Raw genomic sequence first — 26,745 nt, forward strand, 5'->3', positions numbered from 1 at the left:
CGGGCTGCTGTGCCGGCCTCTTCGCGGCTAAAGCCGCTCCCACTGGTTTATCACCACCCTTGAGACCTCTGGTGTACCTGTGGGAGCGGCTTTAGCCGCGAAGAGGCCGGCACAGCCAATAGGCAATCAAGGCTGAATGTGTGACAGACCCACCAGCAGCCGGGGTTGATCGGCTATGCTTGCGCAGCGCAAGGAACGTGAAACCGGCTCGGGACTCATGGATATCAAGTTCACCAATCGCCTGTCATACAAGCAAGCCCGGTTGACAGTCCTGGTCGGCTTCATCCTGGGAACATTGCTCAGTCTCATCCAGATCGGCATCGATTATGCCAGCGAAGACGCATCCATCAACCGCGAAGTGCGCGCCTTGCTGCAAATCAGCCACAACCCGGCCTCGCGCATCGCCTACAACATCGACTCCGAGCTGGCCCTGGAGCTGACTCGCGGCCTGCTGGAGTCGCCAGCGGTCATCCGTGCGCGGCTGATCGACAACAACGAAACGGTATTGGCCGACGTCGAACGGCCGCGCCTGCAGGACCGCTACCGACCACTGAGCGACTTCCTGTTCGGCGAGCAGCGCCAGTTCAAGGAGCGCCTGTACCTCACCCACATGCCCGAAGAAGACCTCGGCACCCTGTACCTGGAGGTGGATACCTTCGCCTTCGGCAGCCGCTTCCTCGACCGCGCCGGCATCACCCTGCTCAACGGCTTCGCCCGTAGCCTGGTGCTGACCGGCATCCTCCTGGCGCTGTTCTACATGATGCTGACCAAGCCGCTGGTGACGGTGATCGGCGCGCTCAGCGGCAGCGACCCGCGCAAGCCCCGGCAAACCCGCCTGGCCTGCCCGCACGGCCACGAACACGACGAGATCGGCGTGCTGGTGAAGGTCGCCAACCAGCAGTTCGTCAGCATGGCCACCGAGATCGAGCAACGGCGCACCGCGGAAAACCGCCTGACCCAGTACCTCAACGAGCTGGAAGACATCGTCTCGGCGCGCACCAACGAGCTCAAGGCCAGCAACAGCAGCCTGAGCCTGTCCAACCAGGAGCTGGAAGAAGCCCGCCGCCGGGCGCTGGACATGGCCCAGGCGCGCGCCGCCTTCCTCGCCAACATGAGCCACGAAATCCGCACCCCGCTCAACGGCATGCTCGGCATGATCGCCCTTGCCCTGGACAGCCCGCTGCCCAGCGAGCAACGCCAGCAGCTGGCGATTGCCCACGACTCGGGCAAGGTGCTGGTGGAGTTGCTCAACGATATTCTCGACCTGTCCAAGTTCGATGCCGGCCAGCTGGAGCTGGAACGCATTCCGTTCGACATGGGCTCGATGGTCGAGGACACCGCCAACCTGCTGTCGCAAAACACCGCGCAAAGCGTGGAGCTGACCTGCCTGATCGCCCGCGACTTCCCCAGCAGCGTACTCGGCGACCCCACACGGGTGCGGCAGATCGTCAGCAACCTGCTGTCCAACGCCCTCAAGTTCACCCGTTTCGGCCGCGTGGATGTGCGCCTGACGACCATGGTCGGCGGTGTGCGCCTGGAGGTGCGCGATACCGGCATCGGCATCCCCGAAGAAGCCCAGGCACGGATCTTCCAGCCGTTCACTCAGGCCGGCGCCGGCATCACCCGCCAGTACGGCGGCACCGGCCTGGGCCTGGCGCTGACGCACAACCTGTGCAAAGCCATGCAGGGCCGCCTGCATATCAATTCCGAACCGGGCTTTGGCAGCCGCTTCAGCGCCGAGCTGCCACTGGCGGTGCACACCGAAGCGATCCCGCCGGCACCGTTGCACGGGCGCGTGGCTGCAGTGTGCGCAGCCGGCAGCGGGCTCGACGAACTGTTGCAGGACCAGCTGCCCGCCTGGGGCCTGACCTACCAGCAGCAAGACAGCAGCGCGGGGCTGGAAGCCGCTGCCATCGACCTGCTGATCACCGACCGCCTGGACCAGCTGTTCGAACTGCGCCCGGCACTGAAAACACCGATCCTGCTGGTGACCGCCTACGGCAACTTCCTGCCCAACGAGCAGTCGCTGGCCCTGGCGCCGTTGCATCAGCTGGCCCGGCCACTGGCGCGCAACGCCCTGTACCAGACCCTGCGACGCACTTTGCAAGGCCATGAGCCCGAGCACCCGCTGGCCACCCCGGCCATTACCCTGGAGCAGGGCCGTGCGCGCATCCTGCTGGTGGAGGACAACCCGGTGAACCAACTGGTTGCCAAAGGCATGCTGGCCAAGCTCGGCTGCCAGGTGCAACTGGCCACCCAGGGCGCCGAAGCCCTGGAGCTACTGGAACAGGACGAATTCGACCTGGTGCTGATGGACTGCAACATGCCGGTGATGGACGGCTACGAGGCCAGCCGGCGCATCCGCCAGAGCGGCCGCTGGCCCGACCTGCCGATCGTCGCCCTCACCGCCAACGCCATGCCCGAGGAGCGCGAGCGCTGCCGGGCAGCGGGCATGAACGACTACCTGGCCAAGCCGTTCCGCCGCGAAGAGCTGCTGGCGCTGGTGGACCACTGGGTGCCCGTCAACGGCTGAGCAGGCGCTCGATGTCCGCCTCCAGGGCCTGCGGCTTGGTGGTGGGGGCGTAGCGCGTTACCTGGCCAGAGGCCGGGTCGACCAGAAACTTGGTGAAGTTCCACTTGATCTTCTGGCTGCCCAGAATGCCGGGGGCGCGCTGCTTGAGTTCGACGAACAGCGGGTGGCTGCCAGGGCCATTGACCTCGATCTTGCGGAACAGCGGGAAGCTCACGCCAAAATTGCGCTCGCAGAACTGGGCGATTTCCCGTGCATCGCCAGGCTCCTGCTTGCCGAACTGGTTGCAGGGGAAGCCCAGCACCACCAGGCCGCGCGCGCGGTAGGCCTGCCACAGTTGCTCCAGGCCCTTGTACTGCGGGGTAAAGCCGCACTGGCTGGCGGTATTGACCACCAGCAGCGCCTTGCCGGGGAAGTCGCCGAGCTTCTTGTGCTCGCCGCCCAGGGTCACGCAGGGGATGTCCAGTATCGATCCAGCCATGGTCGGGCTCCGGTCAGTCGCGCGGGCGCAGGTCGATGCACACCGAGTTGATGCAGTAGCGCAGGCCGGTCGGTGGCGGGCCGTCGGGGAACACGTGGCCCAGGTGCGCATCGCAGCGGGCACAGGTGACTTCGGTGCGGATCATGCCGTGGGAGGTGTCGCGGATTTCGATCATCGCGCTTTCCTCGATGGGGGCGTAGAAGCTCGGCCAGCCACAGCCGGAGTCGAACTTGGTCTGCGCATCGAACAATGGCAGGCCGCAGCAGATGCAGTGGTAGATGCCGTCGCGGCGCTCGCTGTTGTACTTGCCGCTGAATGGCCGCTCGGTGCCCTTGAGGCGGCATACCTGGTACTGCTCGGGGTCGAGCATCGACCGCCATTGTTCCAGGGTTTTCTCGATCTTTTGCATGTAGGGACCTCGGCAGGCTGAATTTCACTGCGCACCGTCTTTTCCGGGGCGCGGGTGGCACGTATATTAGGTGGCTTCGTGTGCCAGGCGTTCAGTCTGGCACCCGCTTCCTGCCCTTTCAAACCTTTCGGCGTGGGTTGCGCGTTTTCTCATATCGGGATCCCATCATGCAGTTCAGCAAATCGAACAAGCTCGCCAATGTCTGCTACGACATTCGCGGCCCAGTGCTCAAGCACGCCAAACGCCTGGAAGAGGAAGGTCACCGTATCCTCAAGCTGAACATCGGCAACCCGGCGCCGTTTGGCTTCGAGGCGCCTGACGAAATCCTCCAGGATGTGATCCGCAACCTGCCCACCGCCCAGGGCTACAGCGACTCCAAGGGCCTGTTCAGCGCGCGCAAGGCGGTGATGCAGTACTGCCAGCAGAAGCAGATCGAAGGTGTCGGCATCGAGGACATCTACCTGGGTAACGGCGTGTCCGAGCTGATCGTCATGTCGATGCAGGCGCTGCTCAACAACGGCGACGAAGTGCTGATCCCGGCCCCCGACTACCCGCTGTGGACCGCCGCCGTGAGCCTGGCTGGCGGCAAGCCGGTGCATTACCTGTGCGACGAGCAGGCCGACTGGTTCCCCGACCTTGAGGACATCAAGGCCAAGATCACCCCGAACACCAAGGCCCTGGTGATCATCAACCCGAACAACCCGACCGGCGCGGTGTACTCCAAAGAGCTGCTGCTGGGCATGCTGGAACTGGCCCGCCAGCACAACCTGGTGGTGTTCTCCGACGAGATCTACGACAAGATCCTGTACGACGAAGCCGTACACATCAGCACCGCCTCGCTGGCCCCCGACCTGCTGTGCCTGACCTTCAACGGCCTGTCCAAGTCGTACCGGGTGGCGGGCTTCCGTTCCGGCTGGCTGATCATCTCCGGGCCCAAGCACCACGCGCAAAGCTACATCGAAGGCATCGACATGCTGGCCAACATGCGCCTGTGCGCCAACGTGCCGGCCCAGCATGCCATCCAGACCGCGCTGGGCGGCTACCAGAGCATCAACGACCTGGTGCTGCCACCGGGCCGCCTGCTGGAGCAGCGCAACCGCACCTACGAGCTGCTGAACGACATCCCGGGCGTAAGCTGCGTGAAACCAATGGGTGCGCTGTATGCGTTCCCGAAGATCGACCCGAAGGTTTGCCCGATTCACAACGACGAGAAGTTCGTGCTCGACCTGCTGCTGTCGGAGAAGCTGCTGATCGTTCAGGGCACGGCGTTCAACTGGCCGTGGCCGGACCACTTCCGCGTGGTGACCTTGCCGCGGGTGGATGACCTGGAGGCGGCGATTGGCCGGATCGGCAGTTTCCTGCGGACCTATTCGCAGTAAGTGATGGCCTCTTCGCGGCTAAAGCCGCTCCCACAGGTACAGCGCAGCCCTTGAGCTTTGCGCAAACCCTGTGGGAGCGGGTTTACCGCGAATGGGCTGCAAAGCAGCCCCCTGCAATCTCACAGGATGTTTCTTACATCCTGCAACGCTCTATCCCACAGCCCCCGCGCCATCCTCTGCCATACTCCGCCGTACACAGTTTGAAATAGTCGCCCGATTGAATCGGCACGGCCGGCCCCTTATATACCCCGCAGTAAGCGACAACTCATCCGTCAGGAGAACGTAACAACCATGATGCGCATTCTGTTGTTTGTAGCCACCAACCTCGCGGTGGTGCTGGTTGCAAGCATTACCCTGAGCCTGTTCGGTTTCAACGGGTTCATGGCCGCCAACGGGGTCGACCTGAACCTCAGCAGCCTGCTGGTGTTCTGCGCCGTGTTCGGCTTTGCCGGCTCCCTCGTCTCGCTGTTCATCTCCAAGTGGATGGCGAAGATGACCACCGGCACCCAGATCATCAGCCAGCCGCGCACTCGCCACGAGCAGTGGCTGTTGCAAACGGTCGAAGAACTGTCCCGTGAAGCGGGCATCAAGATGCCCGAGGTGGGTATCTTCCCGGCGTACGAGGCCAACGCCTTCGCCACCGGCTGGAACCGCAATGACGCGCTGGTGGCCGTTTCCCAGGGCCTGCTGGAGCGCTTCTCGCCCGATGAAGTGCGCGCAGTGCTGGCCCACGAGATCGGCCACGTAGCCAACGGCGACATGGTCACCCTGGCGCTGGTGCAAGGCGTGGTGAACACCTTCGTGATGTTCTTCGCGCGCATCATCGGCAACTTCGTCGACAAGGTGATCTTCAAGAACGAAGAAGGCCAGGGCATTGCCTACTACGTGGCGACCATCGTTGCCGAGTTGATCCTTGGCATTCTGGCCAGCATGATCGTGATGTGGTTCTCGCGCCGCCGCGAATACCGCGCCGACGAAGCCGGTGCACAGCTGGCCGGTACCGCGGCGATGATCGGCGCCCTGCAGCGCCTGCGCGTGGAGCAGGGCCTGCCGGTGCACATGCCCGACACCATGAAGGCATTCGGCATCAATGGCGGCCTGAAGCACGGCCTGGCCGGGCTGCTGATGAGCCACCCGCCGCTGGAAGACCGTATCGAGGCCCTGCGCCGTCGCGGTTGATCCGCCCGGTAAAAACAAAGGGCGACTTCGGTCGCCCTTTTTTGTACACCTGTGCCGGCCTCTTCGCGGGTAAACCCGCTCCCACAGGTTCACCATACACCTTGAGGATTGTGCAGTACCTGTGGGAGCAGGTTCACCCGCGAAAGGGCCGGACAGGCTACACACCTGTCAGCGGCTGACCCGGTAAACCCGCTCCAACAAGCTCGATACCCCGGCCTGCGAAAACTTCGGGCTTTCCTCAATCACTTCCACAACCTCCAGCTCATCCACCTGCCACCCGGCAAACCCCTGCCGCAACTCTTCATCCCCTACCGAAAACGGCGGCCCGCCCAGCAAAGCCTGGTCATAATCCAGGGTCACCACCAGCCCCTGGCAACCCGTCGGCAGCAAACCCGACAACAGCTGCATGTACGCCGCACGCATCTGCGTCGGCAAGGCAATCACCGCCGCCCGGTCATAAAGCCCCGCGCAGTCACCAATATCCCCTGCCTGCAACGCAAAGAAATCGCCACACCAAAGCTCCACGTCACCACTGCGCCAAACCTCGAAAGCCCCGCGCTGTTGCACTTCAGCTTCAAGCCCATGCTCGCGGAAGAAGTCCTCCACCGCCCGCCGCGACAGCTCTACACCCAACACGCGGTACCCCTGCCCAGCCAACCAGGCCAGGTCCAGGCTCTTGCCACACAGTGGCACCAGCACGCGGCTGCCCGGCGCCAGGCCAAGCGTTGGCCAATACTTCTGCAGATAGGGGTTCACCTGCGCCTGGTGAAAGCCGATCTGGTTGTCGGCCCACCGCTGCTGCCAGAACGCTGGCTCCATGCTCACTCCCGATTTTTAGATGGTTTGTCGGTAAAAACTGGTTTGGATTTCGATCTGTAGTTGATCGAAGATGACTGCATCTTAACCGTCAGGACCCCGCCATGCTGCCCAGCCTGTTCATTTCCCATGGTTCTCCCATGCTTGCCCTGCAACCCGGCGCCAGCGGACCGGCGCTGGCCGGGCTGGCCAGCACCCTGCCCCGGCCAAAAGCGATCGTGGTGGTGTCGGCGCACTGGGAAAGCCGCGAGTTACTGGTCACCGGCAACGCCCAGCCAGAGACCTGGCATGACTTCCATGGCTTCCCTCCTGCTCTGTACGCGGTGCAGTACCCGGCGCCGGGCGAACCTGCCCTTGCCGGCCAGGTCAGTGAACTGTTGCAGGCAGCCGGGCTACCAGCCCGGCTGGACCCGCAGCGGCCGTTCGACCACGGCGCCTGGGTACCGCTGTCGCTGATGTACCCGGATGCGAGTATTCCGGTGGTGCAGGTTTCACTGCCCAGCCACATGGGGCCGGCGCTACAGGTCAAGGTGGGACAGGCGCTGGCGGGTTTGCGCAACCAGGGCGTGCTGCTGATTGGCTCGGGTAGCATTACCCATAACCTGGGTGAACTGGACTGGCATGCCGGGCCGGATGTGATCGAGCCTTGGGCGCTGGCGTTCAGGGATTGGGTGGTGGAAAAGCTTCGGGCGGATGATCAGCAAGCGTTGCTGAATTATCGGCAGCAGGCGCCGTTTGCGGTGCGCAACCATCCCAGTGACGAGCATTTCCTGCCGCTGTTCTTTGCCCTGGGGGCTGGGGGCAAGTTCGGGGTGGTGCACCAAGGGTTTACCCTGGGGGCGTTGGGGATGGACATTTATCGGTTCGGCTGAAAGGCCTCTTCGCGGGTGAACCCGCTCCCACAGGGTCTCCACAGATTTCAAGGCTTGTGCTGTACCTGTGGGAGCGGGTTTACCCGCGAAAGGGCCGGCACAGGCAAAAAAAATCCCCAGCCGAGGCCGGGGATTTTTTCATTGCGCCAGGATCAATCCTCGCGGTAGCGACGCAGCTTCAGCTGCTTGCCAGCCACGCGGGTGTCCTTGAGCTTGGACAGCAGCTTCTCCAGGCCGTCTTCCGGCAACTCGACCAGGCTGAAGCTGTCGCGCACCTGGATGCGGCCGATGGCGTCACGGGCCAGGCCACCCTCGTTGAGGATCGCGCCCAGCAGGTTCTTGGCAGCGATGCCGTCACGGGCACCCAGGGCAGTACGGCAACGCACGCGGCCTTCGGCCAGCGGCAGCGGGGCACGACGCTCGCGGTCACCACGCTCTGGGCGCTCGCCACGCTCACCACGCTCGGTACGCTCGCCACGCGGGGCGAAGCTCGGCACCAGCGGCTGCTCACGCTCTACCGCGGCCAGGTCCAGCGCCTGGCCATTGGTGGCCTTGCGCAGCAGGGCGGCAGCCAGGGCACGCGCGCTGCAACCCAGGTCGTTGGTCAGGCGGTCGAACAGCTCGCCGTGGCTGGCTTCTGCTTCGGCGACCAGCGGTGCCAGACTCGAGGTCAGCTTCTTGATGCGGGCATCCAGCACGGCCTGGGCATTCGGCAGACGGGCTTCGGCAACTTTTTGCCCGGTTACACGCTCGATCACCTGCAACATGCGGCGCTCACGCGGGGTGACCAGCAGCAGTGCACGGCCATCGCGACCGGCACGGCCGGTACGGCCGATACGGTGTACGTAGGACTCCGGGTCGTACGGCATGTCGACGTTGAACACGTGAGTGATGCGCGGTACGTCCAGGCCACGGGCAGCGACGTCGGTAGCGACAACGATGTCCAGGCGGCCATCCTTGAGCGAGTCGATCACGCGCTCACGCTGGTTCTGGGCGATGTCACCGTTCAGCGCGGCAGCCTTGTAGCCCTTGGCTTCCAGCGCGGCGGCCAGGTCCAGGGTAGCTTGCTTGGTACGCACGAAGGCGATCAGCGCGTCGAACTCTTCCACTTCCAGCAGACGCAGCACAGCCGGGATCTTCTGGTCGGCGTGGACCATCAGGTGGGCCTGCTCGATCGCAGTGACGGTCTGGGTCTTGCTCTGGATCTTGACGTGCTTGGGCTCGCGCAGGTGGCGTTCGGCGATCGAGCGGATCGACGACGGCAGGGTGGCGGAGAACAGCACGGTCTGGCGGCTGGCCGGGATTGCGTCGAAGATCACTTCGAGGTCGTCCATGAAGCCCAGCTTGAGCATCTCGTCGGCTTCGTCCAGGACCAGGTACTGCACGGTCGACAGGACTTTTTCGTCACGACGCAGGTGGTCGCACAGGCGGCCCGGGGTGGCCACGACGATTTGCGCGCCGTTGCGGATCGCACGCAACTGTGGGCCCATCGGGGCACCACCGTAGACGGCGACCACGTTCACGCCCGGCATCTGCTTGGCGTAGGTTTCGAAAGCGGTAGCAACTTGCAGCGCCAACTCACGGGTTGGCGCCAGGATCAGGGCTTGCGGTTCGCGCTTGCTCACATCGATCTTGTTGAGGATCGGCAGGGCGAAGGCAGCGGTCTTGCCGGTGCCAGTCTGCGCCTGGCCGATCATGTCGTGACCGGCGAGGATGATCGGGATCGATTGTTGCTGAATGGCGGACGGCTCTTCGTAGCCGGTCGCCAGAACGGCAGCAACAATGTTCGGATTGAGATCGAGAGCGGCGAAGCCGCCGGTTTCCTGGGTCATGGGTCTGCCTCTAGGTGCATCCGCAAAGACCCATGCTCCAAAGCTGCACAAGCCATGAAAGACCGACAGGTCACCCAGGCAGCTTTGGCGGCGGGGATTTGCGAAAACGATTGAAAAAGAAAACGTGGGAAGGTCCGCCTAGCGGACGTGCAGCCGAAGCTGGACTCGGAGGGTTTGCACCACCTGATTTTGCGGTCCGCTAAAAGACCGGCGCGTACTATACCCGAAATAGTGCGCAGACGTGAGGAATATTTTCAGGGTGCAGGGCCAGTATCGGGCCATCAGCCATGCGCAGCTGAAACGATTCCTGCCTGCAATACCGCGTCGCCTGTTTCGCGGGCATGCCCGCTCCAGCAGGATACCGCCCTTAGGCACTGTGATATCCCTGTGGGAGCGGGCGTGCCCGCGAAGAAGCCAACTCAGGTAGCCGGCCGAATCTCGCGGATCAGCCCCTCAAGGCTATACCCCAGGCGCGGTGCCAGCGCCTCGGCCCGGGCCCGCAACCCATCCAGGTCCAGCGTCTGCTCCAGGTCCGCTGGCACCAGCAGGATCACATTGCCCTCCTTCACCGGCAGCTCCCAGTAATGCCGGTGATACAACCCGCGCAACAACGCCGCGCCCAGGGGCTTGCCGTCGTCGGTGGCCCACTGGTTGATCACCAGCCAACCACCCGGGTTCAACTTCTGCTGGCAGTTCTCCAGGAAGTTCCAGGCCAGGTGGCCCACCCCCGGTCCATGGTCGGTGTACAGGTCGACGAACAGCAGGTCGGCCTTCTCCGCCGTGGGCAACAGCTCCAGCGCGTCGCCGATGCGTACATACAGCCGCGGGTCGTCGTCCAGGCCCAGGTATTCCATGGCCAGGCGCGGTACGTCCGGGCGCAGCTCTATGGCCTCGATGTCGTCCAGCGGCAGGAACTTCATGCAGGCCTGGGTCAGTGTGCCGGCCCCCAGGCCGAGAAACAGCGCGCTCTCCGGCTGTTCGTGGCACAGCGCCCCCACCAGCATGGCGCGGGTATAGTCGTACTCCAGCCAGCTGGGGTCGGCCGTGAACACGCAGCTCTGCTCGATCGCATCGCCGAATTCCAGAAAGCGGTAGTCGTCGACTTCATACACGCTGATGACGCCAAAGGCATCTTCCACCCGTGCCAGTAGCCGCTCTTCCCGTTCCGCCGCCATGCTCACCACCCACCCGCGCAAAAACGCGCATTGTCCGTCAACACCCTCGATGCAACAAGCGCAGCGCCAACTGTTACCATGGCCCATAGCCTACAACCGACAAGACCGAGCCCGAGATGAACCAACCGTGGAGCCCCGACAGCTGGCGCGCCCTGCCGATCCAGCAGCAACCGACCTACCCCGATGCCGCGCACCTGCTGAAGGTCGAACAGACCCTGGCCAGCTACCCGCCACTGGTATTCGCGGGCGAGGCACGCGAGCTGCGCCGGCAGTTCGCCGAGGTTACCGAAGGCCGCGCCTTCCTGCTGCAGGGTGGCGACTGCGCCGAGAGCTTCGCCGAGTTCTCGGCGGCGAAAATCCGCGACACCTTCAAGGTGCTACTGCAGATGGCCATCGTCATGACCTTCGCCGCCGGCTGCCCGGTGGTCAAGGTCGGACGCATGGCCGGGCAGTTCGCCAAGCCGCGCTCATCGGGCGATGAAACCATCGGCGACATCACCCTGCCTGCCTACCGTGGCGACATCGTCAACGGTATCGGCTTCGACGCGAAAAGCCGCATCCCCGACCCGGAACGCCTGCTGCAGGCGTACCACCAGGCCACTGCCAGCCTCAACCTGCTGCGCGCCTTCGCCCAGGGCGGGTTTGCCGACCTGCACCAGGTACACAAGTGGAACCTGGACTTCATCGCCAACTCGGCGCTGGCCGACAAGTACCACCAGCTGGCCAACCGCATCGACGAAACCCTGGCATTCATGCGCGCCTGCGGCCTGGACAGCGCGCCGCAGCTGCGCGAAACCAGCTTCTTCACTGCCCACGAAGCGCTGCTGCTGAATTATGAAGAAGCCTTCGTGCGCCAGGACAGCCTGACCGGCGACTACTACGACTGCTCGGCGCACATGCTGTGGATCGGCGACCGCACCCGCCAGCTGGACGGTGCCCATGTGGAGTTCCTGCGCGGCGTGCACAACCCGATCGGGGTCAAGGTTGGCCCGAGCATGAACCCCGAGGAGCTGATCCGCCTGATCGACACGCTGAACCCGACCAACGACCCCGGGCGCCTGAACCTGATCGTGCGCATGGGCGCCGGCAAGGTCGGCGACCACCTGCCGGGGCTGATCCGCACTGTCGAGCGCGAAGGGCGCAAGGTGCTGTGGAGCTCCGACCCGATGCATGGCAACACCATCAAGGCCAGCAGCGGCTACAAGACCCGCGACTTTGCACAGATCCTGGATGAGGTGAAGCAGTTCTTCCAGGTGCACCAGGCCGAGGGCAGCCATGCCGGCGGCATCCACATCGAGATGACCGGACAGAACGTCACCGAATGCATCGGCGGCGCCCGGCCGATCACCGAAGATGCGCTGTCCGACCGCTATCACACCCACTGTGACCCACGCATGAACGCCGACCAGTCGCTGGAGCTGGCGTTCCTGATTGCCGAAACCCTCAAGCAGGTGCGGCGCTGAGCAACGCCTGGCGCAACTGGCTGCCCTCCGGGCGCGGGCAGTTCAGTTGCACCTTCTCCAGGCCCAGCCAACTGGCCAGGCGCAGCAGGTTGCCGGCCAGGGCCTGGTAACCCTCCTCGTCCAGGCCTGCGGCCTCCACATGCACGGCATGTACTGCCAGTTGCCCCTGTGCGCGCTCGGCGCGCAGGTCCACACGCGCGCCGATGCGTTCGCGGTACAGGAACGGCAGCACGTAGTAGCCGTACACCCGTTTGTGCGCCGGGGTGTAGATTTCCAGGCGGTAGCGGAAGTCGAACAAGCGCTCGGTACGGTTGCGTTCCCAGACCAGTGAATCGAACGGCGACAACAGCGCGCTGGCCTCGATGCGCCGAGGGATACGCGGTGCGCCGGCGCAGTAGGCGAGCTGCTTCCAGCCTTGCACCTCGACCGCTTGCAGGCGGCCATCAGCCACCAGTTTCGCCAGTGCCGACCTGCCCTGCCCCGGGTCCAGGCGGAAGTAGTCGCGCAGGTCGCGCTCGGTGGCTACGCCCAGGGCGGTGGCGGCGTGCAGCATCAAGCCCTGATGCGCCTCCGCCTCGCTGGGCAATGGCTGATCGAGGATGGTCCTCGGCAGGACCCTTTCCGGTACATCGTAGAGTCGCTCGAAGCCACGCCGGCCAGCGACCGTCACCTCACCTGCGGCAAACAGCCACTCCAGCGCGTGCTTTTCCTCGCTCCAGTCCCACCAGGGGCCGGCCCGTTCTTCACGAGTGGACAGGCTGCCCGCGCCAAGGGCGCCCTGTTCGCGGACGGCGGCCAGTACCCGGGCAATCACGTCCTGGCGTTCGCGGCCAAACTGCGCGAGCTGGCGATAGATGCCACGGCCATCGGCGGCATGGGCCATGCGCCAGCGCAGCAGTGGGTACAGGCTCAGCGGCAGCAACGAGGCTTCGTGGCCCCAGTATTCGAACATCAGGCGCTGGCGGCCACGCCCCCAGGCGAGCTGGTCGAGGGTGGCAGGCGAGTAGTTGCCCAGGCGGGAGAACAGCGGCAGGTAGTGGGAGCGGACCAGGGCGTTGACCGAATCGATCTGCAACACGCCCAGGCGTTGCAGCATGCGCTTGAGTGCTGGCAGGGTCGGGGCCATTTCCGGCTGCTTGCCGAAACCTTGGGCAGAAAGGGCCAGGCGGCGGGCCTGGTTGATGGATAGCTTGAGGGGCAAGCCTGAACTCCTTGTAGTGTCTGCACTGGCCCTTTCGCGGGTGAACCCGCTCCCACAGGGATACCACTGGTCTCGGGCAATGTGGCGTTCCTGTGGGAGCGGGTTCACCCGCGAAGAGGCCAGTGATTCCACCGACAAACTTAGCCTATTTGCGCAGCGGGTCATCCCAGAAATGCCGCTCGGCCTCTTGCTGGATATCCGCCCGGCTCAACCCTAGGTCGTGCAAGGTTGCGTCACTGAGGCTGGCCAGTTCCTGACGCTGGCGGTACAGCTGCAGCCAGCGAACAGGACGCTGCAGGACTGCATGCCACAGGTGGTTCAGGGAAAAGGCAGGTTGCTGGATGCTGCTGACATGACCTTTCATCGTGAAGCCCTCCGTGTTGATGGCTCCAGTCTCCTGCCTGGCATAAGATCAATCCAACGAATGTTTCTGATGCCATGCATCTCGGAGATTGATGCAATGTCCCAGTACCAGAGCCTCGACGCGGACGTGCTGCGCACCTTCGTTGCAATCGCCGAACAAGGCGGCTTCACCCGCGCCGGCGAGGTGGTCAACCGCACCCAGTCGGCGGTGAGCATGCAGATGAAACGCCTGGAAGAAGACATCCTGCAGCGCCAGCTGTTCGAGCGCGACGGCCGCCAGGTGCGGCTGACTGCCGAAGGCCAGGTGCTGCTGGGCTATGCCCGGCGCATCCTCAAGCTGCACGGGGAAGTGTTCAACACCCTGCGCATGCCGCACATGGTCGGCGTAGTACGCATCGGCACGCCGGACGACTACGCCATGCGCTTTCTGCCGAATATCCTGTCGAGCTTTGCCCAGGCTTACCCGCTGGTGCAGGTTGAAGTGCATTGCGACTCGTCCAAGCAACTGATGCTGCGCCAGGACCTGGACCTGACCATCGTCACCCGTGAGCCGGGCAACGAGATTGGCCTGCTACTGCGCCAGGAACGCCTGGTGTGGGCCGCCGCCGAAGGCTTCTGCCCGCAGGAACAGCGCCCCATGCCGGTGGCCCTGTTCAACACCGACTGCTTCTGCCGGGCCTGGACCTGCAATGCCCTGGAAGCCCAGGGCATCGACTACCGCATCGCCTATACCAGCCCGAGCCTGGCGGCGATATTTGCCATTGTCACCGCAGGGTTGGCGGTGACTGCGCAGCTGCAGAGCCTGATTGGCGGGAATATCCGCATTCTGGGCGAGAGCGAAGGGTTGCCGCAGTTGCCGGTGGCCAATGTGATGCTGGTGCGCAGTACCCAGCCCCCTTCGCCAATTACCGATTGCATGGCCGACTACATTGTCGAAGGGTTCAAGTAACTTGGAGCTTGCCGGCGACGGGCCGCAAGGCGGCCCCAAAATCTCAAAGCTCAAACCCGAGCATCACCGCACACCCCACCAAAAACACACAGAACATCGCCCGCAACACCTTCTCCGGCAACGCATGGGCCAACTTCACCCCCCAGCTGATGCTGAGCAAGCCCCCCACCGCCAACGGAATTCCCACCCCCCAGTCAACACTGTGGTGCACCCCATAGGTCACCAGGGTCACCAAGGTACTCGGCGCCGCCAGCGCCAGCGACAGCCCCTGCGCCACCACCTGGGTGGTACCGAACACACTGGTCAGGATCGGTGTGGCCACCACAGCCCCACCCACCCCGAACAAGCCGCCCATGGTCCCGGCAAAGCTGCCCAGCACACCCAGCCACGGCCAGGCATAGCGCAACTCGGCGCTGGGCGGCGTCACCTTCATGAACATCCGCGCCACGTTCCACACCGCCAGGGCCACCAGGAAGCCGACAAAGCCCAGGCGCATGGAGTGCGCATCCAGCCCCACCGCCCAGATCGACCCCAGCCAGGCGAACACGAAGCTGCACAGCGACAGCGGCACGGCATGGCGCAGCTCGATGCGGTTACGCTGGTGATAACGCCACAGCGCCAGCAGCACATTGGGCACTACCATCACCAGCGCCGTGCCCTGCGCCAACTGCTGGTCCAGACCAAACAGCACGCCCAACGCCGGGATGGCGATCAGACCGCCGCCAATGCCGAACAAGCCGCCCATGGTCCCCAGGGCTGCGCCCAGCACGATATACAACAACCACTCGATCATCAGAGCCTCATCCGCCTGTACACATAATGCGAGCATGCTAACGATTGCGGGCTGGCGGGGAAACGCATAGCAGCGCACAATGGCTGTGCGTTTCTCGCAAAAGCAAGGCAGCCATGAGCCCCGATACCCTGACCGACCAGCTAAGCCTGTTCCTCGACGTGCTGGAAACCGGCAGCTTTTCTGCCGCCGCCCGCCGCCACCCGCTGACTCCGTCCGCCGTGGCCCGGCGCATCGACAACCTGGAAAACGCCGTGGGCAGCCGCCTGTTCACCCGCAGCACCCATGCCGTGCGCGCCACCCCCGCGGGCAATGCCTTTGCCGAACGGGCCAGGCGCATCATCGAGGAACTGCGCCTGGCCCGCGCCGAAGCGGTGTCGCTGAGCAATGCCCCAGAAGGCCTGATCCGCATCGACGCCCCTGCCGCATTCGGCCGCCGCCACCTGGCTCCGGCCATCGCCGATTTCCTGGTGGCCTACCCGGGCCTGGATGTGCAACTGCGCCTGATCGACAGCTTCGTCGACCTGCAGGGCAGCCACCTGGGCGAGGTCGACCTGGTGTTGCGCGCCGGCCCCCTGGCCGACACCCGGCTGGTCGCCACGCCACTGGCCTACATGGTGCGCATCGCCTGCGCCAGCCCGGCCTACCTGGCCAGCCGCGGCATACCCACCTGCCCCAGCGAACTGCCCGGGCACGATGGCCTGGACTGGGACGGCCTGGCGCCGCCATTCGCCTGGCGCTTCAACGTGGCCGGGCAAACCCGCCTGTACCGCCCCTCACGCATGCGCATGGCCGCCAACAACGCCGAAACCCTGCTGTTCGGCGCCCTCGCCGGCTTAGGCATCGCCCACCTGCCCACCTGGCTGATCAGCGAATACCTGCTGCGCGGCGAACTGATACCGTTGTTTTGCGACGGGGGCTTGCCCGAAGCGGAAACCAGCGGTATCTACGCGCTACGCCTGGAACATGAAACGAACTCTCGCAGCCGTTTGCTGCTCGAATTCCTCAAGAGCCGCTTCAGCCCGATTCCGCCCTGGGACCTGGCCTTGCGCAGTGAACTGCACGAGTAGTGCGCGCACTAATGATCAGCGCGCCAGACTTTTCCATTGATTACCTTCAAGGACCTGCATGAACGCCGACACCCAAGCCTCCTCCTGTGACGAGCTGCTGCTGGACAACCAGGTCTGTTTCGCCCTGCATTCCACCTCGTTGCTGATGACCAAGGTCTACAAACCGCTGCTGCAGGCCCTGGGCCTGACCTACCCGCAGTACCTGGCCATGCTCGTGCTGTGGGAGCGCGACGGCCTGACCGTAGGCGAGATCAGCCAGCACCTGCTGACCGACCCCGGCTCGTTGACGCCGCTGCTCAAGCGCCTGGAAAGCGAGGGCCTGCTGCAGCGCAACCGCAGCCGCGAGGACGAACGGGTGGTGCTGGTGCAACTGACCGACAAGGGCCGCGCCCTTCAGCAGCAGGCCAGGGAAGTGCCACAGTGCATCCTCAAAGCCAGTGGACGCAGCCTTGAACAGCTGCAACAGCTGCAGGCCGACTTGCTGGCGCTGCGCGAGAACCTGCAGAAAAACCTCTGACAGCTATGCTGTGCGATGGCCGTTCGGACGAGCGGTGAAGATTTATCTTGCGCGCTAACTAATTGCGCGCTAATTTAAATCCCACACCAACCCGCGCCCTCCTCCAGACGGGGAGCGCACAGCACATTAGCGAGGCTCAAGATGCAAAAGGTCACTCCGCTGTACATCGCAGAAGCAACCTCCACCGGTGGGCGCGATGGCAAATCCCGCTCCAGTGACGGCAAACTGGTTGTCAACCTGAGCACCCCCAAGGAACTGGGCGGCGCAGGCGGTGACGGCACCAACCCCGAGCAGATGTTCGCCGCCGGTTACTCGGCATGCTTCATCGGCGCCTTGAAGTTCGTGGCCGGGCAAGAGAAAAAAGCCCTGCCAGCGGATGCCTCGATCACCGCGAAGGTGGGCATCGGCCAGATTCCGGGTGGTTTCGGCCTGGACATCGACCTGCACATCAACCTGCCGGGCCTGGCCCAGGCCGATGCCGAAGGGCTGGTGGAAAAGGCGCACAAGGTGTGCCCGTACTCCAACGCCACCCGCGGCAATGTGGATGTGCGCCTGCATGTAACTGTCTGACTAAGGTGAACACGGCGCGGCCTCTGTGGGAGCGGGCGCGCCCGCGAAGAATTCAACACGGTGGCTGGCACCGGCTGCGCCGGTGTTCGCGGGCATGCCCGCTCCCACAGGGCCCCTGCTAATTCAGTGAGTTACGTGCAGCTCAATGAGAGCAGCCTTACCGCGGCTTGAAGATCTGCAGGCATTAAAAAACCCGGCCAAGGCCGGGTTTTTTGCGTTTCACAAGAAGTATTACTTCTTGGAACGGCCTTTGAAGCTGTTGTCGCGAGTGTCGATATCGATCCACTCGTCGATCTGGATGAAGTCGGCAACCGAGATCTCGGTACCGTTCTTCAGCTTGGCAGGCTTCATGACCTTGCCCGAGGTGTCGCCGCGTGCAGCGTTCTCGGTGTAGACAACCTGGCGGCTGATGGTGGTCGGCAGTTCAACCGATACCAGGCGGCCTTCGAAGAACACGGCTTCGCAGACGTCTTCCATGCCTTCTTCGATGTACGGCAGAACGGCTTCGATGTCCTCGGCGTTCAGTTCGTACATGGTGTAGTCGGTGGTGTCCATGAAGGTGTATTCGTCACCGTTGATGAACGACAGGGTCGCTTCTTTGCGATCCAGGATCACGTCGTCCAGCTTGTCGTCCGCACCGTAGACGGTTTCGGTCTTGTAGCCGGTCAACAGGTTCTTCAGCTTGGTCTTCATGATCGCGCTGTTACGGCCCGACTTGGTGAACTCAGCTTTTTGAACCAGCCATGGGTCGTTGTCGATCCGCAGGACGGTACCGGGTTTCAGTTCTTTACCAGTTTTCATTACGAAGTATCCGAATCTGGATGGATTTATAAAAATCGAGGCCGCGTATCATAGCGAATTTCGGTAAAAGTGTACTAGCGCTGTGGCAAGGTCCGGCTGAGCGGCCTGTCGCGCCGCCCAACGCCGGGCATGCTGCCGCAGTTCTGGCCAGTGCTGGCGGGCCGCCTGCCAGGCCTGGCCCATGTCGCTGTCCATGTTCCAGGCACGCCACAGGCCAAGCAGGGCTGCATCGGCATCGCCTGACAACCCGAGTCGATAATGCGCGAGAAACGCTTCGAGCTTTTCCCAATGGGCATTCTCGTCCTGCACGTAGATGTGCCACAGCATCGGCTGCCCGGCCCACTGCGCGCGCACGAACGAGTCTTCGCCGCGCACGGCGTTGAAATCACAGCTCCACAGCAACCGGTCGTAGTCGTCCTGGCTGACGAAAGGTAATACCTGCACGGTCAGCGCCCCTCGCTTGCGCACGCTGCCCACTTGCAGCGGCGCCTCGCCAAGCCACTGGCTGAGCCCCGCGACAACGCGCCCTTGCGGCACCAGCAAGTGACAAGGTTGCTCACCTGAGGCCATGGCATCGAGCCAGTTGCCCAGTTGCGGGTTTTCGTAGGCGAACAGCGACATCAGCAACGCCCCCGCTTCAGGGTTTACGCCAAGCCCCTGCAAGAAGGCCTGCCGTGCGCCCTGCTGAAACGCATCACGCCGTGCCAGCAGCGAGCCCTCGCGCAGCAGGCCACCGGTTTTTTCGGTAAAGCCGGGAAAGAAAAACACCTTGCGCAAGCCATTGGGCTGCGGCGAAGGCAAGCCATGGCAACCCTCCACCCAGTCCTCGGCACTGAGGTACTCAAGGTTCAGCCACAGCGGCGGCGTGGCGCGAGCACGCATTGCCTCTACATAAGGTGCTGGCAACTGGCAGGCGAAGGCACCAATTACCACATCAGCCGGCGCCACCGGCAACCATGTCACCGGCCACTGGCGCACGTCCACACCGTGCTGCCACTGCTGCTGGGCGGTGGCATCGGCCCCTGGGCACATGGGCGTGAACGCATTGAGGTCATCCACCCACAGGCGCACTGCCAGCCCGTGCTCGGCCACCAGCTGCCGGGCCAGGCGCCAGGTCACGCCTATATCGCCGTAGTTGTCGACGACGCTGCAGAAGATGTCCCAGGTGGCTTTCATGTGCCCTGCCCTCGCCCGGCGGAAAAACCGCGCATTCTGCGCATAAATTGTCGCTGACAAAAGCACCTGCGCGGAAAAATGCCCAGACGCATGCGACAATGCACCCCGATCCACCTGCCAGGAAGCTGCCATGCCGCGCCACCGTGAACTGAAGATCGCCCTCAAGCCGTTGCCGTTGATCCTGTGCGTTGCCTTTGGCCTGTGGCTGGGCGCCGTGGCCATCGCCGCCAGCCTGTGGCTGGCCCTGCAACTGTGGCCACAGCAGGTACAGCCACTGGCCCAGGCCGTGGCCCCCAGCGCGTACCGGCCTGCCACGCCGCCAGCGCCAGCCCCTGTGGCGGATGCCCAGGCGGAGATGTTCGAACGCTACAAGGACATCCTGCACAAGCAGGAACTGCAACAGGCCGCCGAGGCCGCCCAGGGCAACCCGCACAACCTCAACAGCCCCAAGTGCCAGTTCTGGCTGCAGCAGAACCGCACTGCGCCTACAGACAAAAGCCAGGCCAACGTGCTGGAGTTCTGTTACTGACCATGAACAAGCCCCACCTGCTGGCGCAGATCGTCGCCACCCTCGAGCATGACCTGGATGTGCTGACCCGCGCGGCGCAAACCGCGTACGAAGCCGCCACTGCTGAAGAGAACATCGCCGAGAACAAGTATGACACCCTTGGCCTGGAAGCCTCGTACCTGGCCACCGGCCAGGCCCGCCGCAGCGCCGAGATTCGCATGGCACTGCAGACTTACCAGCAACTACTGCTGCGCGATTATGACCCGGCGCGTGGGGTGCAGATCAGCAACCTGGTAACCCTGGAAGACGAGGATGGCAGCCAGCGCCGGTTGTTCCTTGGGCCTGAGGCGGCGGGGCTGAAGATTGGCGAGGGGGCCGGGCTGGTGACGGTGATTACCCCACGCTCGCCGCTGGGGCAGCAGTTGCTCGGCAAGAAGGTTGATGATGAGGTGAGCCTGGGGGCACAGGCACTATTCATAGTCGATGTTGCCTGACCGGGCCCAATCGCCGGCAATACACATCTAAAGGGTTTGCAAGGCATCGAACCGCCGCGCCAACCCCTGCTCGGCAAACTGCTCCACCACAAAGTCGATAAACGCCCGGGTCTTGCCCGGCAGCAGCTTGTGCTCGGCGAAATACAGGCTGATATACCCATCGTCCACATACCAGTCCGGCAGCACCCGCCGCAGCCGCCCGCCCTCCAGGTACGGCACGGCAAACGGCAGGCTCACCAGGGCAATCCCCAAGCCCTGCTCGGCCACCGCGCAAGCCGCATCCGAATCGCTCATGGTCATCGCCTGGCGCAACTGCAAAGGCTGCTGCACCTGCCAGCGGTTGGTCAACGGCCATGAGCGCACCCGCCCGGTCTGCGGCGAGCGGATCAGGATACCGTCATGCCGTTGCAATACCTGCGGGTCGTCAATCGGCGCGTGTCGCCCCAGGTACGCCGGCGCCGCCACCAGCACCCGGTGCGCCGGGGTCAGCTTGCGCGCCACCACCCCTGGCGGCAGTTCGAAGCCACCGCCAATCGCCGCATCGAAGCCCTGGCCGATCAGGTCGACCTGACGGTTGTCGAAATGCCAGTCCGGGGTAATGGCCGGGTAGCGACGCAGGAACTCACCCAGCAAGGGCAAAACATACAAGCGCCCGAATACCGTGCCCATGCTCACCCGCAACAACCCGGCCGGCTGGCCTTCGCTGCTGGCCAGGTTAGCCACGGCGTACTGGATGGTGCGGAAGCTGTCACTGACCTCCCCCAGAAATCGCTGCCCCGCTTCGGTCAGGGTCAGCTTGCGGGTACTACGCTGGAACAACCGCACCCCCAGGCGTGCTTCCAGCTGGGCAACATGCTTGCCCACGGCAGCCGGGGTAATGCTGAGGCGCCTGGCGGCCTCGGCAAAACTGCCGACCTCGGCACTGCGGATGAAGCATTCCAACGCGTTGAACGATTCCGTGGCCATGATTAGCAACCAAAGGTTTACTCTGCTAATAGTGATTGCCATCTTATCAGCAGGTAATCAAGCGCCGATACTGCGCCCATCCAAGGCATTCCGGCCTGGCTTCCAGCAGGAGATCAGCATGTCCAAACAACACACCCTCGAAGGCAAAGTCGCCCTGGTACAGGGCGGTTCCCGCGGCATCGGTGCAGCCATCGTGCGACGCCTGGCCCGCGAAGGCGCACAGGTGGCCTTCACCTATGTCAGCTCCGCCGGCCCGGCGCAGGCGCTGGTTCAGGAAATTACCGACAACGGCGGCAAAGCCCTGGCCCTGCGGGCCGACAGTGCCGACGCGGCAGCCGTGCAACTGGCTGTGGATGACACCGTGAAGGCCTTCGGCCGACTGGATATCCTGGTCAACAACGCCGGTGTACTGGCGGTAGCGCCGGTGACCGAATTCGACCTGGCCGACTTCGACCACATGCTGGCGGTGAACGTGCGCAGCGTATTCGTCGCCAGCCAGGCCGCGGCCCGCTACATGGGCCAAGGCGGGCGCATCATCAACATTGGCAGCACCAACGCCGAGCGCATGCCGTTTGCCGGTGGCGCCCCCTATGCCATGAGCAAGTCGGCGCTGGTCGGCCTGACCCGCGGCATGGCCCGTGACCTGGGGCCGAAGGGCATTACCGTGAACAACGTTCAGCCAGGGCCGGTGGACACCGACATGAACCCGGCCAGCGGCGAGTTCGCTGACAGCCTGATCCCGCTGATGGCGATCGGGCGGTATGGCGAGGCGGATGAGATTGCCAGCTTCGTGGCTTACCTGGCGGGGCCTGAGGCGGGGTATGTCACTGGGGCCAGCCTGACGGTCGATGGCGGGTTTGCTGCCTGATTGAAGGGTTGCGTGTTCCGGCCTCTTCGCGGGCGCACCCGCTCCCACAGGTACTGCGCGATCCCTGTGGGAGCGGGCATGCCCGCGAATAGGCCGGCACAGGCTCTGCCACACAATGCATTGATGTAGTGCCCGACACTTTCCGATAATCCCCCCTTTACTCCTGCCCGCCACGAGAACTGCATGAACACCCCCACGCTCAGCCGTGCCCTGATCCTGCTGATGGCCACCGCCACCGGCCTGGCCGTAGCCAGTAACTATTACGCGCAACCGCTGCTGCACAGCATTGCCCAGCAGTTCGGCCTGAGCACCGCCAGCGCCGGCAGCATCGTCATTGCCGCGCAGCTCAGCTATGGCGCCGGCCTGTTGCTGCTGGCGCCGCTGGGCGACCTGTTCGAGCAGCGCCGGCTGATCACCGTAATGACCGCCATTTCCACCCTGGGCCTGGTCATCAGTGCCTGCGCACCGAGCCTGCCCTGGCTGATCCTTGGCACGGCGCTGACCGGGCTGTTCTCGGTAGTGGCGCAAATCCTCGTACCCATGGCCGCGAGCCTCAGCGAGCCACACCAGCGCGGGCGCGCGGTCGGCACGCTGATGAGCGGCCTGCTGCTGGGCATCCTGCTGGCGCGTACCGCCGCCGGCTTCATGGCCGAGCTCGGTGGCTGGCGCAGCATCTACGTGCTGGCCGCAGTGCTGATGGCCATCACCGCCGTGGCGCTGCACCGCAGCCTGCCGCAACACCACAGCCATGCCGGGCTGAAATACCCGGCGCTGATCGGCTCGGTGTTCCGCCTGTTCTTCGAAGAACCGGTGCTGCGCCTGCGCTCGCTACTCGGCCTGCTGGCGTTCAGCCTGTTCGCCCTGTTCTGGACGCCACTGGCGTTCCTGCTGGCGAAAGGCCCGTACCACTATTCGGACGCAGTGATAGGCCTGTTCGGCCTGGCCGGTGCAGCGGGTGCGCTGTCGGCCAACTGGGCCGGGCGCCTGGCCGACCGTGGCAAGGGCTCGCTGGGTACCACCGTGGGGCTGGTGGTGTTGCTGCTGTCATGGGTCCCGCTGGGCTATGCCGAGCAGTCCTTGCCGGCCTTGCTGCTGGGCGTGCTGATGCTCGACCTGGCGGTGCAGCTGGTGCACGTGAGCAACCAGAATGCAGTGATTGCCCTGCGGCCCGAGGCGCGCACGCGGCTGAATGCCGGGTATATCACCTGCTACTTCATTGGCGGGGCATTGGGGTCATTGCTGGGCACGCAGTTGTTCCAGCGCCAGGGCTGGATGGGAATTGTGGTGGCCGGGTTGGTGATTGGCGGGCTGGCGTTACTGGCCTGGGGGTTGGCGGAGCGTAAGCGCAAGAACGCTTTGCAAGCGGCCTGAAATTTTTTATTGGATTCTTCGCGGGCGTGCCCGCGAAGAGGCCCTTAGCCATGGCGACAATGCACCGCACGACCCTCCGTCGCATGGCCGTTGACTTGCCCGCCTGGGCAGCGCTCAGTAGGCGCTGGTCAATGCCCTTTCCCTGACAGGACGACGTTATGACAAGACTCACGGTGCAATCCGGCGATTTCTTGCAAGGTGAAGGCGAGTATCGCAACGGATCGCTCACACTCAAGACCCCGCGCAGCCCCTCCCCGGGCGAGCGGATTTCTCTGGCACGCATCAGCGACCTCCGGCTGGCCAGCCTGGAATCCAGCCGTAGCCTGGGCAGTGCCCTGGGCTGGGGCATGGCCGGGGCCCTGGTAGCCGGGCCGGTGGGGTTGCTGGCCGGGCTGTGGCTGGGTGGCAAGGAAGAACAAGCTACCTTCCTGGCTACCTTCAAGGATGGGCGCAAGCTCATGGCCATTACCGATGGCAAGACCTGGTCGAAGATCGATGACAACTGGCGGCAGCACAAGCGGCCGGCCAACCAAGACTGAATATCACCGGGCCTGGATCGTTTTATGTTGAAGGCGGCTGTAAGATGCCGCCTTTTTCATGGCCTGTGCCGGCCTCTTCGCGGGTAAACCCGCTCCCACAGGAAAATCACTATCCTCAGGTGCAGTGATATCCCTGCGGGAGCGGGTTTACCCGCGAAGAGACCGGCACAGGTGTGCGCATCCAGGAGCCCCACCGCATGCCCCCGCGTCACCCTCGCCTGCCCCTGAGCCTGCTCAGCCTGGGCCTGGCCCTGCATTGCCCTCATGTGCTTGCCGAAGACAGCGTGTTACTGGCCCCGCTGCAGGTGTCCGACACCTACGCCAACGACGGCTACCAGGCACGCCAGGCAGCAGTAGGTGGCTTCCAGCCCGCGCCCCTGCTCGACACCCCTGCTTCGGTCAGCGTGTTCAGCCAGCAACTGCTGGAAGACCGCCAGGTGCGCAAGCTCAGCGAAGTGCTGCAAAGCGACGCCTCGGTGGGCGAAAGCTACGCCCCCATCGGTTACTACGAAAACTTCAACGTGCGCGGCTTCGAGCTGAATGCCGCCAGCAGCTACCGCATCAACGGCCAGACCATCGCCGGCGAGCAGAACGTAGCTCTGGAGAACAAGCAGCAGGTGGAGCTGCTCAAGGGCCTGTCCGGGCTGCAGAGCGGCGTGTCGGAGCCGGGCGGCTTGGTCAACTACGTGACCAAGCGCGCCGAAGACGTGCGCAGTATCACGGTTTCGACCAACGAACAGGGCGCACGCTACCTGGCCACCGACCTGGGCGGCTGGTTCGGCAGCGAGCGGCAGTTCGGCCTGCGCGCCAACCTGGCCCATGAAGACATCCGCTCCTATGTCGACCATGCCGATGGCAAGCGCGACTTCGCCTCGCTGGCCTTCGACTGGCAGATCAACCCGGATGCCACCCTGCAACTGGATGCCGAATACCAGCACCGCGAACAGCGCTCGGTACCCGGTTACCAGTTGCTCGGTGGCAGCGAAGTGCCCCACGGCATCGACCCGGACGACCGCCTGGCCTACCAGCACTGGGCCAAGCCGGTGCAGAACGATTCGCTGAACCTGGGCGGGCGCTTCGAGTACCGTTTCAACGAGGCCTGGACCGGGACCTTGAGTGCCTCGCGCAGCAAGGTGGTTATCGATGACTACAGCTCGTTTGCCTGGGGCTCGAGCGAAGGCGCGTTCTTCGGCAGCAATGGCGACTACGACATTTACGACTTCCGCAGCCCCGACGACACCCGCCGCACCGACGAGGCGCAGGCCATGCTCAATGGGCGTTTCGATGCGCTGGGGGTAGGGCATGAGCTGACCGTGGGCACCAGTGCACAGCGGCGCACGCTGGATCAGCGCCCCAGCTATATGGAATGGATAGGCACAGGCAACATCCACACCGGCGCGCCGGCCTTTGATCCATCCGACAAGCCCATCAGGTCTAGCGAACGTCGCCTGGACAGCCGCCAGTACGGCCTGTTCGTCAGCGACCGTATCAGCTTCAACGAGCAATGGCAGACCTTACTGGGCGCTCGTGAAGTGCGCCTGGATGAAAGCACCTGGGACGAAAACGGGGTGGCCGGCCGCCATACCCGGCAATACGAATTGCTGCCCAATGCCGCGCTCATCTACAAGCCGCAACCGGATACCACCTTGTACGCCAGCTACGCCAAAGGCCTTTCAGCCGGCGGCACGGCCCCCTGGTTTGCCAGCAACGCAGCCGAAATCCTCGCGCCGATGACCTCGCACCAGCTTGAACTGGGCCTCAAGCACGACTGGCAAGGGCTGAGCTTCAGCGCCGCACTGTTCCAGATCCGCCAGGCATACCAGTACGCCCGCCCGGACGGCGCCGACAAATTCACCTACGTGCAGCAAGGCCAGCAGAAGAACACCGGCCTGGAGCTGGGCGCCAGCGGCTGGGTAACCTCGAACCTGCAGGTGCAAGCCAGCGCTGCGGCGATTCGGGCGCGGGTGCAGAACAGCGGTACCGATGCCTATGAAGGCCACCAGGCGATCAACGTGCCCAGGTTCCGGGCGGCGCTGCAGGCGGAATACACCCTGCCGGTGCCGGGGTTGGCACTGCTGGGCGGGGCGCGCTACAGCGCCAGCAAGTATGCGAGCCAGGCGGGGAGCGTGGAGGTTGGCGGGTATACGGTGTTCGATGTGGGTAGCCGCTACCGCACGCGCATCGGGGGGTATGACACGGTGCTGCGGCTGACTGTGGATAACGTGTTCGACAAGCGTTACTGGCGCGATGTGGGGGATTACCTGGGGGATAACTACCTGTTCCAGGGAGCGCCGCGGACGGCTCGGCTGTCGGCTTCGGTCAGCTTCTAGATTTTTTGGGGCGCCTGTGGGAGCGGGCGCGTCGAGGCGTCGAACCGCCGCGAACACCGGCGCAGCCGGTGCCATACATCGCGTCGCTTTCTTCGC

The 26,745-nt window shown here is 64.1% G+C and carries 25 protein-coding genes and 1 pseudogene; 15 read left to right on the top strand and 11 right to left on the bottom strand.

What is annotated here, in order from left to right; genetic code table 11:
* Nucleotides 1-175: 175 nt before the first annotated feature.
* On the top strand, nt 176-2,533 hold the full coding sequence (locus tag J5M71_RS11300; RefSeq protein ID WP_207832260.1) for a response regulator: 2,358 nt from the start codon (nt 176-178) through the stop codon (nt 2,531-2,533).
* Here the strand turns inward: J5M71_RS11300 and J5M71_RS11305 are convergent.
* Together J5M71_RS11305 and msrB are read right to left on the bottom strand one after the other, a co-directional pair.
* Complete coding sequence (locus J5M71_RS11305) at nt 2,523-3,011, bottom strand: glutathione peroxidase (protein ID WP_207832262.1); 489 nt, start codon at nt 3,009-3,011, stop codon at nt 2,523-2,525. The genes J5M71_RS11300 and J5M71_RS11305 overlap by 11 nt on opposite strands.
* A gap of 13 nt (nt 3,012-3,024) precedes the next feature.
* The gene (msrB, locus tag J5M71_RS11310) at nt 3,025-3,420 is read right to left on the bottom strand and encodes a peptide-methionine (R)-S-oxide reductase MsrB (protein WP_015269381.1); all 396 of its coding nucleotides are present in this window, start codon (nt 3,418-3,420) and stop codon (nt 3,025-3,027) included.
* A gap of 167 nt (nt 3,421-3,587) precedes the next feature.
* Here msrB and J5M71_RS11315 point away from each other — a divergent pair, with 167 nt between their 5' ends.
* On the top strand, nt 3,588-4,799 hold the full coding sequence (locus J5M71_RS11315) for a pyridoxal phosphate-dependent aminotransferase (RefSeq protein ID WP_207832264.1): 1,212 nt from the start codon (nt 3,588-3,590) through the stop codon (nt 4,797-4,799).
* A gap of 291 nt (nt 4,800-5,090) precedes the next feature.
* Complete coding sequence (gene htpX / locus J5M71_RS11320) at nt 5,091-5,978, top strand: protease HtpX (protein ID WP_003259721.1); 888 nt, start codon at nt 5,091-5,093, stop codon at nt 5,976-5,978.
* A 168-nt stretch (nt 5,979-6,146) separates the two neighbouring features.
* Here htpX and J5M71_RS11325 read toward each other — a convergent pair whose 3' ends face one another.
* Nucleotides 6,147-6,797, bottom strand: coding sequence for a thiopurine S-methyltransferase (locus tag J5M71_RS11325; RefSeq protein WP_207832266.1), 651 nt, complete (start codon nt 6,795-6,797; stop codon nt 6,147-6,149).
* A gap of 101 nt (nt 6,798-6,898) precedes the next feature.
* Between J5M71_RS11325 and J5M71_RS11330 the strand changes: the two genes are divergently transcribed.
* Nucleotides 6,899-7,666, top strand: coding sequence for a class III extradiol ring-cleavage dioxygenase (locus J5M71_RS11330; protein ID WP_207832268.1), 768 nt, complete (start codon nt 6,899-6,901; stop codon nt 7,664-7,666).
* A gap of 152 nt (nt 7,667-7,818) precedes the next feature.
* On the opposite strand, the pseudogene J5M71_RS11335 reads toward J5M71_RS11330, so the two are convergent.
* A pseudogene (locus tag J5M71_RS11335) lies at nt 7,819-9,532 on the bottom strand (DEAD/DEAH box helicase).
* Nucleotides 9,533-9,917: 385 nt separating this feature from the next.
* Nucleotides 9,918-10,673, bottom strand: coding sequence for a spermidine synthase (locus J5M71_RS11340; RefSeq protein ID WP_207832272.1), 756 nt, complete (start codon nt 10,671-10,673; stop codon nt 9,918-9,920).
* Between the two features lie 116 nt (nt 10,674-10,789).
* Between J5M71_RS11340 and J5M71_RS11345 the strand changes: the two genes are divergently transcribed.
* Nucleotides 10,790-12,136 (top strand): 3-deoxy-7-phosphoheptulonate synthase class II, encoded by a 1,347-nt coding sequence (locus J5M71_RS11345; RefSeq protein ID WP_207832273.1) that lies wholly within the window; start codon nt 10,790-10,792, stop codon nt 12,134-12,136.
* Here J5M71_RS11345 and J5M71_RS11350 read toward each other — a convergent pair.
* Complete coding sequence (locus J5M71_RS11350) at nt 12,117-13,337, bottom strand: crosslink repair DNA glycosylase YcaQ family protein (RefSeq protein ID WP_063911692.1); 1,221 nt, start codon at nt 13,335-13,337, stop codon at nt 12,117-12,119. The two genes, J5M71_RS11345 and J5M71_RS11350, sit on opposite strands and share 20 nt — an antisense overlap.
* Before the next feature lie 145 nt (nt 13,338-13,482).
* Nucleotides 13,483-13,701 (bottom strand): DUF1127 domain-containing protein, encoded by a 219-nt coding sequence (locus J5M71_RS11355; protein WP_063911691.1) that lies wholly within the window; start codon nt 13,699-13,701, stop codon nt 13,483-13,485.
* A gap of 96 nt (nt 13,702-13,797) precedes the next feature.
* Here J5M71_RS11355 and J5M71_RS11360 point away from each other — a divergent pair, with 96 nt between their 5' ends.
* Nucleotides 13,798-14,649, top strand: a complete 852-nt coding sequence (locus J5M71_RS11360; RefSeq protein ID WP_207832275.1) for a LysR substrate-binding domain-containing protein — start codon at nt 13,798-13,800, stop codon at nt 14,647-14,649.
* Between the two features lie 43 nt (nt 14,650-14,692).
* On the opposite strand, the gene J5M71_RS11365 is transcribed toward J5M71_RS11360, so the two are convergent.
* Nucleotides 14,693-15,442 (bottom strand): sulfite exporter TauE/SafE family protein, encoded by a 750-nt coding sequence (locus tag J5M71_RS11365; protein ID WP_015269373.1) that lies wholly within the window; start codon nt 15,440-15,442, stop codon nt 14,693-14,695.
* A 113-nt stretch (nt 15,443-15,555) separates the two neighbouring features.
* Between J5M71_RS11365 and J5M71_RS11370 the strand changes: the two genes are divergently transcribed.
* The 3 genes from J5M71_RS11370 (at nt 15,556) to J5M71_RS11380 (ending at nt 17,596) form a co-directional block, all read left to right on the top strand.
* On the top strand, nt 15,556-16,509 hold the full coding sequence (locus tag J5M71_RS11370; protein WP_207832277.1) for a LysR family transcriptional regulator: 954 nt from the start codon (nt 15,556-15,558) through the stop codon (nt 16,507-16,509).
* Between the two features lie 58 nt (nt 16,510-16,567).
* Nucleotides 16,568-17,026 (top strand): MarR family transcriptional regulator, encoded by a 459-nt coding sequence (locus J5M71_RS11375; protein WP_063911689.1) that lies wholly within the window; start codon nt 16,568-16,570, stop codon nt 17,024-17,026.
* Between the two features lie 141 nt (nt 17,027-17,167).
* A complete protein-coding gene (locus tag J5M71_RS11380) occupies nt 17,168-17,596 on the top strand; it encodes an organic hydroperoxide resistance protein (protein ID WP_063911688.1) in 429 nt (142 codons plus the stop codon).
* A 231-nt stretch (nt 17,597-17,827) separates the two neighbouring features.
* Here J5M71_RS11380 and efp read toward each other — a convergent pair whose 3' ends face one another.
* Both efp and earP read right to left on the bottom strand, forming a co-directional pair.
* On the bottom strand, nt 17,828-18,397 hold the full coding sequence (gene efp, locus J5M71_RS11385; RefSeq protein ID WP_013971530.1) for an elongation factor P: 570 nt from the start codon (nt 18,395-18,397) through the stop codon (nt 17,828-17,830).
* A 48-nt stretch (nt 18,398-18,445) separates the two neighbouring features.
* A complete protein-coding gene (gene earP / locus J5M71_RS11390) occupies nt 18,446-19,573 on the bottom strand; it encodes an elongation factor P maturation arginine rhamnosyltransferase EarP (protein ID WP_207832279.1) in 1,128 nt (375 codons plus the stop codon).
* A 130-nt stretch (nt 19,574-19,703) separates the two neighbouring features.
* Here earP and J5M71_RS11395 point away from each other — a divergent pair, with 130 nt between their 5' ends.
* Nucleotides 19,704-20,102, top strand: coding sequence for a hypothetical protein (locus J5M71_RS11395; RefSeq protein ID WP_207832281.1), 399 nt, complete (start codon nt 19,704-19,706; stop codon nt 20,100-20,102).
* 2 nt (nt 20,103-20,104) lie between these two features.
* On the top strand, nt 20,105-20,575 hold the full coding sequence (locus tag J5M71_RS11400) for a GreA/GreB family elongation factor (RefSeq protein WP_207832284.1): 471 nt from the start codon (nt 20,105-20,107) through the stop codon (nt 20,573-20,575).
* A gap of 27 nt (nt 20,576-20,602) precedes the next feature.
* On the opposite strand, the gene J5M71_RS11405 is transcribed toward J5M71_RS11400, so the two are convergent.
* Complete coding sequence (locus J5M71_RS11405) at nt 20,603-21,541, bottom strand: LysR family transcriptional regulator (protein WP_207832285.1); 939 nt, start codon at nt 21,539-21,541, stop codon at nt 20,603-20,605.
* A gap of 118 nt (nt 21,542-21,659) precedes the next feature.
* Between J5M71_RS11405 and J5M71_RS11410 the strand changes: the two genes are divergently transcribed.
* The 4 genes from J5M71_RS11410 (at nt 21,660) to J5M71_RS11425 (ending at nt 26,649) form a co-directional block, all read left to right on the top strand.
* A complete protein-coding gene (locus J5M71_RS11410; protein WP_063911683.1) occupies nt 21,660-22,409 on the top strand; it encodes a 3-oxoacyl-ACP reductase family protein in 750 nt (249 codons plus the stop codon).
* A gap of 183 nt (nt 22,410-22,592) precedes the next feature.
* A complete protein-coding gene (locus J5M71_RS11415; RefSeq protein WP_207832287.1) occupies nt 22,593-23,780 on the top strand; it encodes an MFS transporter in 1,188 nt (395 codons plus the stop codon).
* A gap of 158 nt (nt 23,781-23,938) precedes the next feature.
* Nucleotides 23,939-24,319 (top strand): hypothetical protein, encoded by a 381-nt coding sequence (locus J5M71_RS11420; RefSeq protein ID WP_207832289.1) that lies wholly within the window; start codon nt 23,939-23,941, stop codon nt 24,317-24,319.
* Nucleotides 24,320-24,516: 197 nt separating this feature from the next.
* On the top strand, nt 24,517-26,649 hold the full coding sequence (locus J5M71_RS11425; protein WP_207832291.1) for a TonB-dependent siderophore receptor: 2,133 nt from the start codon (nt 24,517-24,519) through the stop codon (nt 26,647-26,649).
* Nucleotides 26,650-26,745: the final 96 nt, after the last annotated feature.

Source organism: Pseudomonas sp. 43(2021) (assembly GCF_017490805.1).
GTDB lineage: Bacteria > Pseudomonadota > Gammaproteobacteria > Pseudomonadales > Pseudomonadaceae > Aquipseudomonas.